The organism is Haliscomenobacter sp. (genome assembly GCF_033763495.1).
Classification (GTDB): domain Bacteria; phylum Bacteroidota; class Bacteroidia; order Chitinophagales; family Saprospiraceae; genus Haliscomenobacter.
In genome coordinates this window covers 1-13,536 of record NZ_JANRKL010000246.1, presented here as the reverse complement: position 1 = coordinate 13,536, position 13,536 = coordinate 1, and the positions used below count along the sequence as shown (strand labels likewise).

Here is a 13,536-nt window from a genome sequence, read left to right as displayed (position 1 = left end):
AAGGACACCAAGAGATCGCAAAGAACACAAAGCGAAGCGTCGTCTACGTCTAACTTTGTGTCCTTTGTGCCCTTTGTGATAATATAAAATGCCGCTTTGGATATATGCCAGCACTTACCTCAAACCCAAATTGAGTTTAATTTCTTTTGCCCCCTGAGTCAAGAGCACAGTGTAATCTCCATAATCTGACGAAAATCGCAATTGTTGCGGGCCAGGCGTGAACACTTTTTTCTCCGCCAACACCTGAGTTTGCCCAGTTTTGTTGTGGGTTAGGCTCACACTCACCGCTTCAGTTCCCTTTGTGTAAAAATCCAAAATGTACTTTCCTTCATCCGCGTGTTTCATGATGTGTACCATGCCGGTACGCACCTCTGGAGTATACATGTAAAAACCCGTAGGATAATCAGGCCGTTTGATGCCCATTTTGGGCAACGCGGTTTGGATTTCCTGAATTTCTGCCCCCATTTTCCAGATTAGGCCTGAACGGTAATTTTCAATCATGATCACAATCGGGCCCTGGTCAATGGCCAGGTATTGGTTGGAATACCAGTTTTCCTTGGCATTGTAGGCATCGTAAAAGCCCAGGTCTCCAAAAAGCCGGTTGCCTTGCTGGCGATACAAATAAATCATAGCCTGATAAGAGTAGTAGGGTGTGTAGGGGAAAGAGGAGAGAGCCGCGGAGGGCGTGATGGTGCCATTGTCTTCGGTGGGCTGGTGCGCGCCGTAAAATTCGTGGTTGTCGCTGGCCGTCAAACCCCAGTTGCGCTCGGAGTAACCATAAGCTTTGGGCGCCCGCTCGATACAATGCGCGCGGTTGATCATGGTTTGGTTCAGGTTGAGCGTCCAATAGTTGGTATGTTCGTCTTCCATCCAGCGTGGATCCAGACTTAGGTAGGAGTAGTGGGCAAAAAAGAGCGGGCCGCCCCAGTCAAACCCAAGGGGCAAGACATAGCCCAAATATTCCTTGCCATTGATAAAATGACTGGCTTCCTTTTTTTTCCAGGTGTCATCGTACACCTGGCGGGTAATTGGGTGAGTAGGGGAGGCCATGGCCAGGATGTAAGTGATGAAACACTCGTTGTAGCCCCCAATCGGATGGTTCATCTTCCAGCCGTGATTGGCGCTCCAGTGCCAGTGCAAGAGACCATTGTGGACGTACCAATTCCATTCTACACTTCTCCACAGGGCATTGATCCGGTTGCGCAGCTCGATTTCAGCTTTGGTGTTTTGATCAAAATAAGAGCGCGCTACCAACAAGCCATTGACCAAATAGGCCGTTTCTACCAAATCACCCCCATCGTCATAGCGGCTAAAAGGAACAGCTTTGCCCGTAGTTCCATCCAACCAGTGCGACCAGGCTCCATGAAAACGTTCTGCTTTTTCCAAAAAGCGGGTGATTTTTAACATGCGCTCTACCGCCTGGTTGCGACTGATCCAGCCTCGGTAAGTACCAACTACAATGGCCATGATGCCAAAACCACTGCCGCCGCTGGTCACCACATTCGGAGTGGCGTTGCGCTCGGGAGCCAAGCCAGAAACTGGATGGGCAAAATCCCAAAAATACTTAAAGGTTTGGCGTTGAACGGTGCCGATGTACTCACTGGCTTCGGTGGGTGGAAGTTTTGGTGCCAGGGCCTGGGCCAGGGCAAAATGTGCCACGCAGCAAAACAGCAGCGTGCTGATGCAGGTTCTCATGTCGTGCTTGGTTTAAGGTGGCTAATGTAGGTTTTTTGAGATAAAAAATGGATTAAACTTCTGGCTCTTGTTCCAACCATTCTGGTAGAACAGCTTTGACTGCAGCAATGAAGCCGTTGTAATCAAAACCGCGAATGGGTTTGGTGGCTTTGGCAATTTCGAGGACTTCAAGGAAGAAGTCGGCAAGGTAGGGTTTGCATTCTGGTATGGTGGAACGCATGATGCGGTCGTAGTCCATTTGCCAGTAGAGGCCTAGTTGGTTTCTACTCCGATGATGAACAATTTCATTGGGGTAAATTTTCTTGATCACATCAGGAACAATGATAGGTAAAAAACGTATACTTTTTATTTTGGAACCAAAGTCCTCAAAATTGATTTTTTGCTCCAAGAAGCAGCCTAAAGAATAATTAGGGCATTTATCCATGTCAACTTCACGCCACCTGATGCAAGTGAATTCAAAGCTTGATTGTTCTATAGTTAATGCTGCATTCATAACTGAAAGTTACGGTTTATTTTTTAATTATCATAGGGGTTTCCAGGAGGGCGGACAAGAGGAATTTCCCTTTTTTGGTTTTCTGGAAGTAGAATGTAGGTGTAAATTTTAATTTTCTCAGCCTTCAGGCATTCTGCGTAGTTACCAAAAACCTGAGCCTCAAAAGATAATCTTTTGTCAAATGGATCGGATTTGTACCGCTCTTTTTCTCCGACTCTGGTTGTCCCAAATTTCCAGGTTTCACCAACGTTTAGAAAAATCACATTCCTACCTTCACAATTTAAACATGGAAAATATCCGGCTGCATCTACAATCAGCGCATATTGAACTGCATTGTCAATCTGCTCTAACTCCTTCTCCAGCTTTGCCCTTCGCTTCGGTGCCAACTCCAGCTTTCCATCCTTTTCCACCACGTAATCATCCCAATTGATGGCCGCGAAAATGCCAATCGTGGCCAGCAACAATAGCCAAAGCCAATGCTTAGGTTTGGGTTGAAGCAGTGGCTCGAGCTCCGCAGGAGGCGTTTTTATTTTGGGCTTTACGGTTTTAGTTTCCATTGGGTTTGAAGTGAGTAAAAAAACTCCAAACATGCCATTTTTTTGTTAAAAAAACAAAATGGAGAATAATCCTATTTTTTGTGGTCCGAATGATTTTTGTTTATAAATATTTGATATTCATTATTTTGTATCGTTATTTTGCTTTGATGAACTTCATAGTAGCCCACGCGCTTTCGTCGATTTTTTGCAAACGCAACAAATACAAGCCATTACTGAGCGTTTCTGTGTTGAATTCATTTTCCGTATTCAGCCATTTTTTTTCACTATTAATCACTTTTCCAGTGCTGTTGATCCAGGTCAATTGGTATTGCCCGGTCAGCGTACCGGGGAGTTTTAAGTGGAGCTCCCTGTTACAAGGATTGGGGTAATACTGGATTTGTTCGGAAAAATCAAACTGCCGGGTGGATGTGCTGACCTGAACCGTATGACACCCCGAGGTATACACACAAGTATCCGTATACAGACGAACTGCGTAGCGACCATTGCTTTCTGGCAAAAAGAAAGGGCTCGACAAAGTTGATGCTACTTTTTGGGTAGCACAATCTATCCATTCATACCTTCGGATACTGCTGGCTACGGATGCACTCAACAAAAGACCACCTTGTTTTATGGATGTATCAATGGGCTCCAGCTCCAGCTTAAGTGTGACCACCGAATCACATCCCGCCCTGGAACGGAAGGTCTCGATATAGGTTCCGGTACGCGTCAGCACTTGTTTTCCGAAACGAACAACCCTTCCTTCGCAAGCCTGTTGGTTCACCTGTAATTGATAGCGGGGATGGCTCGTGACCTGGATGTATAAGGTAGAATCACATGAATTGCGGTCACGCAGCGAAATGGGATACATACCAGTTTGATGAAACTTTAGCCTTCCCAACCGAAAAGTATCCCCTGCACACAATGAAACAGGAAAGGTGTCCTGCTGAGTAGGGTAATGCACAATTTTAACTACTAAAATGGAATCACAACCATTGCGTGTATTGAAGCGAATGGGGTAAGCACCCTCCTTGAACAGTTTGAGTTGTCCAAAGCGAAAGGTATCACCTACGCAAATTGCAGTGCGCATGGTATCGAGGTAATTAGGCAATAAACTGAGTTGTAGCTGGATTGTGGAGTCACAACCCTTGGCACTTTTGAGTACCTTGGTAAAAGACCCTGCTTTGCTGTACAGGGTAGTTCCAATTTGATAAGTGCTACCCTTGCATATGGTGGCTTGAACATTGTGCTGAAAAACCGGATTCACTTTTAGGTGTAATTCAAAAAGAACTGGACAGTCACCTGGATTTTGCAAGGTATCCACATAAATTCCTGGATTCTGCAAAATTTTATTGTCAAAAGCGTAACTCTGTCCCTGGCAAATGGCGGCATTGATGACCTTGCTTTCAGAAGAAGCCCTTGAAAGATCCAGTCGTACAATTGAATCACAACCGGTGATACGGGAACTCAGGGTGTCAAAATAGATGCCCGGCTCACTTAGTCGGCGTCTGCCAAAAAGATACGTATCACCATTGCAGATTAATTCAGACAAGGTACTGCGAATCCTTGAACGCAACTTCACGTTTAGATTGATGATGGAATCGCAACCCTCCTTGGTTTTTAGATTGATCAGGTAAAATCCGGCATGGGAAATTTTTTCTGATCCGACAATTAAAGTATCTCCTTCACAAATGTCTCTTTGGAGGTTAATTTCTTGTCGAGGCAGGATACTCAAATCAAGAAGTACGGTTGAGTCACAACGTCGTTGATTAGGGGGGAAAGTATACCGATATAACCCAGGCGTATTTATCCTTAATGGCCCAAGCTGACGGGTTTGCCCCGAACAGATGCGCTCTTTCACCTGGGTTAAAAAGGTATCTAGTACCTCCAATTTTAATTCTATCAGTGAATCACAGCGCAAATTGCTGGGGCCATAATTGTAATAGTAGGCACCACTGGTACGGGCAACCAGATTATCGTTACCCACTTTTACTTTTTCTCCTTTACAGGCCACTACATTTAGTTGGGTGCGAAAGGTATCCAACATTTGAATGTCGTATTGTACCACAGAATCACAACCATTTTTGGCACTATAGCGCAAGGTGGCTAGGGTGGGGTAGTAGTACTGTTCGCTGCCCAAGCGCATGGTGTCACCCATACACAAGGGTACTCGAACTCGCTGGGCGTAAACGGGTAGAATGTACAGATTTAGCTTCACAATTGAGTCGCAACGCTGATTATTTGCAGGAAAAACAACGGTGTATGTCCCAGCACTTGAAAATTGCTGGGTTCCAATCAAAATTTGCTCACCCTGGCAAAGGGTATCAAAACGTTCGGTTTTGTAGCGGGGGCGTACCAACAAATTGATGACAACCACTGTGTCAAAAGTGGGTTTAATCGTGGGCTTTTTGTAGCGGTATTTGCCAGACTGGATATAAATCCGGCCAAAGAGTTTCAAGGTGTCGCCTTGGCATAAAGTGTCGTAGCGTTGAACAAAAACAGTATCTGCTAGAGTATTAACCGTTTTGGCAAACCCCAAAGAGACAAACCCTAAAAAAAATGTTAGTAGCAATAATCGGTCCATGGGTTCAGAGTAGTGGGAGGAAAAGTAACACTTATTTTATCCGCCCCTTAGTTACCTCAGCAAAGTTAAGTAAAATATAAAAACGAAAGATTTAGCAACTTACTTACTATTTTCGCGGCAAATAAACGTTGAGCGAATGATGGTACGACTAATCCGCATTTTGGGTATTCTTTGGGTCGTTTTGTACGGTTGTGCAACTCCTCAACCCCCTCTTGGTGGACCCAAGGACGAAACTCCTCCCCGAATCGACACTCCCCGTAGTACGGCCAATTACCAAGTGAATTTTAAAAAACAACCCATCGAATTAGTCTTCAATGAATGGATTCAGCCACCTCAGGATGTGGCAAAACAGGTGGTGGTATCCCCACCGATCCGTTACATGGGAACCTTGCTGAAATTGAAAGGAAAAGTATTGGTCATCGAATTTGACGATAGGGAAGAACTCCAGGAAAATGTAACCTACACTATCAATTTGGGTGAAGCCATCAAAGACCTCAGCGAAGGCAACGCGGCCAAAGACCTGCGCTTTGTCTTCTCAACCGGCCCCATCCTGGACTCACTGGGGATGCAAGGGGAAGTACGTGATTTTATCACCCAAAAACCACTCGAGAACATCCTAGTGATGGTCTACAGTAAGCTCAATGATTCGATTGTTAAAAAAGAGCGCCCATTGTATTTTGGAAAAACCAATAAAGAAGGCAGGTTCAGCATCAAAAACATGCGTGAGGGCGAGTTCAAAGTCTTTGCCCTAGAAGATGCCAATCAGCCTTATCTGTACGATGCTGCCAATGAAAAAATCGCTTTTGCCGACTCTCTGGTTCGTACAGGTGTGGACACCAATGATCTAGTTAGCTTACGGGTTTTTTCAGAAATCCCCCCTTTACGCTTGCTCACTACTGATGCCAAACGGTATGGCCTGGTGAATTTACAGTTTAATCAGCCACCCAAAGATGTTCAAATTGCTGCCCTGACCCCTGGCTTTCAATTGCGCACAGAAGTGAACAGGGACACACTAAAAGTATGGTACGCCGGGACAAGCACTGCAGCCAACTGGTCCCTCGATGTCAGAAAGGACAGCACCTTTAAAGATACCCTGAGCATCAAAACCTTTGCCCCGGAAACCTACCTGCGTACAGCAAAACTCACCTTGCAAAATGCCGACCTGAAAGAATTCCAAAAACTGAATCCCGAAAAGCCGCTGGTGCTTACTTTTAATCACCCTTTAAGTAGCTTCGACATCAGTAAATTGATGGTAGTAGAGGATAGTGTGCGGCAAATCAGCCCCTCCATGATTGAAATCGACAGCCTCAATTCCCGTAAATTGATCTTACAATACCGCTGGGTCGAATCCAGCAAGTACCAATTGCGCTTTGCTCCCGGAGCGGTACGGGACATATATGCCCTTGGTTTTCGGGATACGGTGCGGTACAATTTCCAGGCCATGCCCCGTAAAAACTATGGTAGCATCGATCTCAAAGTTGAAAACCTCGACTCCACCCGCCACTACATGATGGAGCTGATGCTGGGCGAAAATACGGAACCGGCGCAACGCGAGCGAATCGATCTAAAAACCAAAGCCCGCTTTTTATACAAAGTGATGGAACCTTCAACATATAAAGTTCGCCTTTTTGAAGATCAAAACCGCAATGGCGTGTGGGACACAGGCAACTACTTTAAACACCAGCAACCAGAACCCATCTACATTCGTGAACTGGAAGCGCTTCGCCCCAACTGGGACTTGGATGGAACGGTGGATTGGGAGGAAAGGAAGAAATTGCCGAAGAATTAACCTCAGTAAGTTTAACCATTGCTAAACAAACAGTATATTCATCCCTCTCAATCCTGCCAAAGGAACAAGATCATCTTTGCGTACAATCAGGCCAAAAGTATCGCATGAAATCGGTATAACCACACAATCCCGAAAAGATGAACATGTTCTCTCAATCCAAATGCAAGTCATTCGCTTGGACCATTTTTTTCCTTTGTTTTCACTTTGTCTTGCAGGCCCAGCAAGCAAGCTACCCCTGTGCAGCTTCAGAAATGCAGCGCCTCCTTTTTGAAAAAGACCCCACTCTATTGCAACGACAACTGGCCCTTGATGAAGTCATTCACCAACAGCTCCAACGGCAACAAAACCAGGTAGAATTGCGCAATTCTGCGGTTTTTACCATTCCGGTCGTAGTGCACATCATCCATCAAAATGGCAGTGAAAACATCAGCGATGCTCAGATACAAAGCGCCATTCAGCACCTCAACGATGCTTTTGCCCACCAGGGGTATTATGGTGCGGCAGGCCAGGGAACCAATATTCCCATTCAATTTTGTTTGGCTCAACGGACTCCCAATAACCAGGCAACCAATGGCATCACCAGAGAGGTGTCAAGCCTGACCACCATGAGCATGGAAACCGACGACTCCGCCCTGAAAAACCTCAATCGTTGGGACCCTCGCCAATACGTCAATATTTGGGTGGTACGCGACATCAACAGCAAAGCCCATGGTTCAGGAGTGGCGGGTTACGCCTACTATGCTTCAGCACATGGATCTTCTTTCGATGGCATTGTGTGTGAGGCGCGTTATTTTGGCAACAGCCCTGCCAATGATGTAGTGCTGATCCACGAAGTAGGGCATTACCTCAATTTGTACCATACCTTTGAAGGCGGCTGCACGAACAACAATTGTGAGCTGGAAGGCGACCGGGTCTGTGATACCCCGCCCGATCAAGCCAAACATACGGGCTGTTTGTACAATTCCTGCAACACCGACACTGACGATACCAGATCAGTTAACCCCCTGAAAACAGATGTTAATGATCTAACCGAAAACTACCTGGATTATTCCCCGTTTTCCTGTCAACATGCCTTTACACCCGGGCAGTCGGCGCGCATGTTGGCGGCTTTACAAACGATAAGGGCTAGTTTATTGGATTCACCGGGGTGTTTGCCTCCCTGCACTCAGCCTATTGCGGGGGATATAATAGTGCCTCCAAATCTAGTGGTGGGAACACCGGTCACTTTTAGCTTTAATGGTTCGGGGGCAACTCGGTTTGAATGGAAATTGAACGGTTCGGCTTTTTCTAATCAACAAAATCCTACCAATACCTTTACTCAACCTGGAGTTTATACTCTTGAGGTGAATGCCGGGAACAACGACATCAATTGTGCAAGCCGCAAACAAATAAAAATCAACGTCTTGTGTGGTGTTTTGGCCGACTTTAGCCCTAAACTTGACCAAGTACAACTTGGTGATCAAGTCACTTTTACCAGCAATGGTCCAGGCATCAATACATACAAATGGACAATTAATGGAAGCTTAGTGGGCACAGGGAAAACCTATACTCATCGCTTTAATAATTATGGCGACTTCCAGCTTCAGTTGGAAGTTTCTAATCTCAATTGTAGCGCGCAATCGACACAAAAAATCGCGGTACAAAGTCCTTGTGGAGATTTGGTGCAAGAGCATTCTTATGCGTACCCCATGCCAAGATTGAACAGCCGGGTTAAGGTGGCTCGAAATGGTGATGTAATGCTTGGAGCTTGGGCGCTTTCTGATGAACATAAAGCTGTAATTATGAAATGGAATGCAACAGAGGAGTTAGAATGGATAAAAAAAGAGCGCAGTTCGGAATGGAACTTATGGGATGTTGCCCCACTTTCTGACGGGAATTGGGTCTATTTGAAAAAGCATAGAGACTCAACGAATTGGGTGGAATTGGTCAAAATTAACCCCAAAGGAGAATTGCTCTGGGGCCGCCGATTTAGGTTGGAATTCTCTTTTAATAATGAAAATCAACTTATTGCACTTGAACAAACCAATGGCTTTTTATTGAACTCTTTTCATAGTTTATCCCAATTTGACAATGATGGCAATCTTATTTGGAGCAAAACCTTGCCAGATGGCGTATTTCTTGGGGGAGTGCAGCGAACTGATGGTATGGTTCTATTGCTTACCCAGGAGGTGTCAAGCAAAGCCACCTTACTACTGATGGACGAAAAAGGTAGGATTATCAAGCAAAATATGCTGAATGGCCTACCCTTGAATGCCGCCTTGGCATCTGTTTATGCTTTGACAAACAATCGGAGTATCCTTCGAATCAATGACCAAAACGTTGGCCGATTGATTCAGATCGATGCCAATTTAGTTCCCGTATGGACAAAGGAAATTCCCAATTATCAATCCAATGAAGATTTAATTGTTTCTAAAAACGAGGACATTCTTTTGCCATTTTTTGAGTTCAATAAAGTTAATGCTTTGGCTTTTGACCAATTAGGTAACTATTTGTGGAGCATAAAACTTCAGGGATTTCAAATACCGGCCGGGGTCAGCCATGGAGCTCCTTTTTTAGACGGTTGGAAATTTTTTGTACCTCAAGTGAATGATCAAGGCACTAAAAATTTTTTGCTGAAAATTCCGAATACACAATTGCCTGAGGAAGCATGTTTTTTTACACCAGGGCCTTCGCCAGGTTTTAAAGATATTAAACTCGGAGTACTGCCTGGAAAAGTTGTACTCAGCAACTTTTTGCTTAAGGAGATACCCTCTGCTCCGATCATTTATGAGCGCATTCAATCTGTGCGCCAATCCGAATGCCGTATCGCCAACCCCTGCCCCGAAATTTGCAACAACGACATTGACGACAACGATAACGGCCTCATCGATTGCGCCGATCCTACTTGTGAATGTGTGGAATGCCGCCAACTCCCCGATGGCATCATCAGTGCAGTGGACAGTATAGAATGCCTGGGTGACAGCCTAAGGATTTACCTTAAAATCTGCAACCAGGGGCAAGGGGTATTGCGTTCCTCTACACCAATAGCTTTTTACCAAACTGATCCTACGACTAGTAATGCCACTCCCCTGACTGGGCCTAAATCCATCGGAATAAACATTTCAGCTGATACTTGCATCTGGCAGCGTTTCGCAATCAAAACACCGGGGAGCAACCCCATTTTTGTAGTATTGAACGATGATTACCGCCGCCCACGTCCTTATACCCTGGAACGTTTTCTGACCGAACGACATCCCGAATGCACTTACCTCAACAACAAATTCCAGTTTACCTACAACCCGCCCCAAACACCCCAACTTGATCTTGGTTCGGATCAAATGGTGTGTAACAATAGTGTAACTGTACTCCGAGCTACGGCTGGGTTTGCCCGCTACCGTTGGTTTGACGGCACCTCGGATAGCACACTCACGGCTTTTTCGCCAGGGCTATATTGGGTGGATGCTTGGGATGCCTGTGGAAATCTGCATAGCGATTCCATTCGTTTGACATTGCAGCCTTTGGGGGATGTGGAACTAGGCCCAGATCGCAACATTTGTGCAGGAGATACCCTTCATCTTTCGGTTGCAGGGTTTCCACAGCTGAAATGGTGGCCAGCAGCAGGTTTGAATTGTGATACTTGTAAAAGCATCATCGCCAAACCGGATACCACAACCCGGTATTATGTGACGGCGCGGCGCGGCAGCTGTTTCGCAGGGGATTCAGTGTTGATTACGGTAAATGCTCAAACTAAATTGGATTTGGGCCCAGATCGGACACTTTGCAAGGATTCCAGTCTACAAGTACTGGGGCCATTACTGCCTGATTTGCAATACAAGTGGAGTACCGGAGCAATTTCTCCTTCAATTTCTGTTGCTCAAAGTGGTAGGTACATCCTGGAAATCACCAACCAAGTCGGATGTGTGGCCCGTGATACCCTGAGCGTCACTTTTGGCTCCGGGTTTACTTTCAACTTGGGTGCCGATACGACCATATGCTCAGGAGAAACAATTCGCTTGCCTTTCCGGGGCATTGACGCTGATGTTTACCGATGGTCCACTGGCGAGCAAGGGGCTTCCATTGAAGTGAATGAGGCTGGTTTGTACATTTTGGAAGGCACCAGAGACAATTGCAGTTGGAAGGATTCTATCAAAATCGTGCTGGAAGATTGTAATCAATTTGCAGTTTATGTCCCTAACGTAATGTCGACCAGCAGTGCAGTGAATGCGCAATTCCATCCTTTTTTTTCAACTCAAACCGAATTGCTTACTTACCAATTCGACATTTATGACCGTTGGGGCGCAATGGTGTTTCGAAGCCAGGATGCTCAGCAAAGTTGGGATGGCAGCAAAAATGGAAAATGGTGCAATCAAGGCGTCTACGTATGGACTTTAAGGCTGCGTTATCGAGAGAATGGGCAGGAAAAAGAGGCCTTTAAAGTGGGAGAGGTGCTACTATTGCGCTAGGATGGAAGAATTGGCGTTGAGCGAGTATTGAGCCCAACGCCAATTTTGACTACAACAATGTAGTTGTCAGCGTAATTTCAGCATTCAACAACTTCGATACCGGGCAATTTGCCTTGGCATCTGCGGTGAATTCTTCCAGTTGTGCCTGACTTACTCCCGCTACTTTCACTGAAGTCTCCAGGTTTACCGTGGTGATAGCACCGCCTTCCAGGATGACCGTAGCTTTGGTGTCGATGCTATCAGCCGTAAAACCAGCTGCCTGAAGCACAAACGCCAATTTCATAGAAAAGCAGCCTGCATGTGCTGCACCAATGAGCTCTTCGGGGTTGGTACCTATACCGTCTTCAAAGCGGGTATTGTAGCTGTACTGGGTATCGTGCAGTACGGTACTTTGGGTGGCCATAGTGCCATTGCCGGTTTTGCCGGAGCCTTCCCAATGGGCAGTAGCTGATCTTTTGATTTGCATGGTGATGCGGGAATTTTATGGTTGTATCGAACAATCAGAATGATTCATTCACCTGTAAAGATAGGTATTTCTGGAAAAAGGTGTTTTAATGTAATGCTGAATGGCCATTTTCTTTTTGTTCCAAAAACCGGTTGCTATCCAACAGGCCAAAGGCAAAATCAAGCAACAATTTTTTTACTTGTTCTTCACTGTTGCCTGCTTTAAAAGAGATGTCAGTCAGGGAGGGCAAGTGTTCAGAAAAATAAACATGGCTTTTGGCCATCTCCAATAGGGTACTTGCCAGAGCCCGTGGGTAAGGAAATTGAGGGTTGATCTCCTCAATAATGTTTTGGATGGTTCTGCACAAGGCTTTATACGTCAAAAACAAACCTTGTTGATTTTCCTCATCAACCTGTTTGGTGTAGTACCCTTTAGCCGACTCGGCAATAACAATGCGGTGCAGCACCGCTTCGTTCACGTGTTCCGTATTTGGATCGTCGCGATGTGAAGCTTCCACGAGGGTTTCCAGCGCAATTTTTAGCCTGCGCTTTGGGTCTTCTATGTTGAGGATCTTGAGCTCGATACAATATTTTAACCACTCCCAATACCAACTCAGCAAAAAGAGTAAAAGGCGGTGTTTGTTTTCAAAATAGCGATAAATTGAGGCTTCGGTAGACTCAATTCGTTCGGCCAGTTTTTTGAAGGTAAAGTCTTCAAAGCCCATTGCGTTGATCATCATTATGCTGTGTTGGATGATGTTTCGACCCAACTTGGTCTCCTGAGGATCACGCAAATAAAGCTTCTCGTTTAATTTCATTTTGATTGCGACAGCCATAAACCACTTTTTCCAAAATACTATAGTTATTGTTCCATTTGCTTTTAGAAGAAGCAAAAATACATCACTTTTCTTAACGCCTAATGGTCTTTTTCGTTCTTGAAGAAATAAAAAAAGGGTTGTTCAACTTGTTTAAAGCCGAACAACCCCCTGAAAAGAAGGATTCCTTCTTATTTCTTCTTCTTGGTATCTTTTGCCTCGGCTGCAGCCGCAGAACGCAATGCACGTGGGATTTCGATGGTAACCACCGGAATACTTGGTGAATTCAACAACTCAATTCCTGCAGGAACCTGGATGTCGCGAACCCGCAAGGATTGGCCCAGATCCAAAGGAGAAATGTCGATGAAAAGCTCGGTAACCATTTCCTCTGGCAGGGTTTTTACTTTTACCCGGCGCAGTTTTTGCTGCAGTTTACCCCCCAATTTTACCCCAGGAGAAACGCCCTTAGTGCGTACTGGTACTTCCAGCTTCACCTTTTGACCGTCTACCAGACTCAGAAAGTCGATGTGCGTCAACTGACTGGTCAGTGGGTGCAATTGGTAATCTTTTACTATGCAACGGTAAGTAGTACCGTCAACGGTCAGATTTGCAACGCGGAAATCTGGTGTATAGATGAGGTTTTTGACGTCGTTCAGTGTAACTGAAAAATGAACTACGTCCTGCCCTCCGTACAATACACACGGGATTCGGCCATCGTTCCGCAAATCTTTGGATGGCTTC

At 45.5% G+C, this 13,536-nt stretch carries 9 protein-coding genes; 2 read left to right on the top strand and 7 right to left on the bottom strand.

What is annotated here, in order from left to right:
* Nucleotides 1-114: 114 nt before the first annotated feature.
* The 4 genes from SFV55_RS29025 to SFV55_RS29010 all read right to left on the bottom strand — a co-directional run bounded on the left by SFV55_RS29025 (nucleotide 115) and on the right by SFV55_RS29010 (nucleotide 5,305).
* Complete coding sequence (locus SFV55_RS29025; RefSeq protein ID WP_320033102.1) at nucleotides 115-1,695, bottom strand: glucoamylase family protein; 1,581 nt, start codon at nucleotides 1,693-1,695, stop codon at nucleotides 115-117.
* A gap of 52 nt (nucleotides 1,696-1,747) precedes the next feature.
* Nucleotides 1,748-2,188, bottom strand: coding sequence for a hypothetical protein (locus SFV55_RS29020; protein ID WP_320033101.1), 441 nt, complete (start codon nucleotides 2,186-2,188; stop codon nucleotides 1,748-1,750).
* A gap of 23 nt (nucleotides 2,189-2,211) precedes the next feature.
* Nucleotides 2,212-2,745 (bottom strand): hypothetical protein, encoded by a 534-nt coding sequence (locus tag SFV55_RS29015; protein WP_320033100.1) that lies wholly within the window; start codon nucleotides 2,743-2,745, stop codon nucleotides 2,212-2,214.
* A 133-nt stretch (nucleotides 2,746-2,878) separates the two neighbouring features.
* Complete coding sequence (locus tag SFV55_RS29010) at nucleotides 2,879-5,305, bottom strand: T9SS type A sorting domain-containing protein (protein ID WP_320033099.1); 2,427 nt, start codon at nucleotides 5,303-5,305, stop codon at nucleotides 2,879-2,881.
* A gap of 136 nt (nucleotides 5,306-5,441) precedes the next feature.
* Between SFV55_RS29010 and SFV55_RS29005 the strand changes: the two genes are divergently transcribed.
* Both SFV55_RS29005 and SFV55_RS29000 read left to right on the top strand, forming a co-directional pair.
* Entirely contained in the window at nucleotides 5,442-7,094 is a 1,653-nt protein-coding gene (locus SFV55_RS29005) for an Ig-like domain-containing protein (RefSeq protein ID WP_320033098.1), read from the top strand.
* 137 nt (nucleotides 7,095-7,231) lie between these two features.
* Entirely contained in the window at nucleotides 7,232-11,536 is a 4,305-nt protein-coding gene (locus SFV55_RS29000; protein ID WP_320033097.1) for a M43 family zinc metalloprotease, read from the top strand.
* 49 nt (nucleotides 11,537-11,585) lie between these two features.
* On the opposite strand, the gene SFV55_RS28995 is transcribed toward SFV55_RS29000, so the two are convergent.
* From SFV55_RS28995 to SFV55_RS28985, 3 genes are all read right to left on the bottom strand, one after another.
* A complete protein-coding gene (locus SFV55_RS28995) occupies nucleotides 11,586-12,002 on the bottom strand; it encodes an OsmC family protein (protein WP_320033096.1) in 417 nt (138 codons plus the stop codon).
* Nucleotides 12,003-12,087: 85 nt separating this feature from the next.
* Nucleotides 12,088-12,816: a TetR/AcrR family transcriptional regulator gene (locus tag SFV55_RS28990; protein ID WP_320033095.1), complete on the bottom strand. Its 729-nt coding sequence runs from the start codon at nucleotides 12,814-12,816 to the stop codon at nucleotides 12,088-12,090.
* Between the two features lie 170 nt (nucleotides 12,817-12,986).
* Nucleotides 12,987-13,536: 50S ribosomal protein L25 (locus SFV55_RS28985; RefSeq protein ID WP_320033094.1), on the bottom strand; the 550-nt coding region annotated here is incomplete at its 5' end.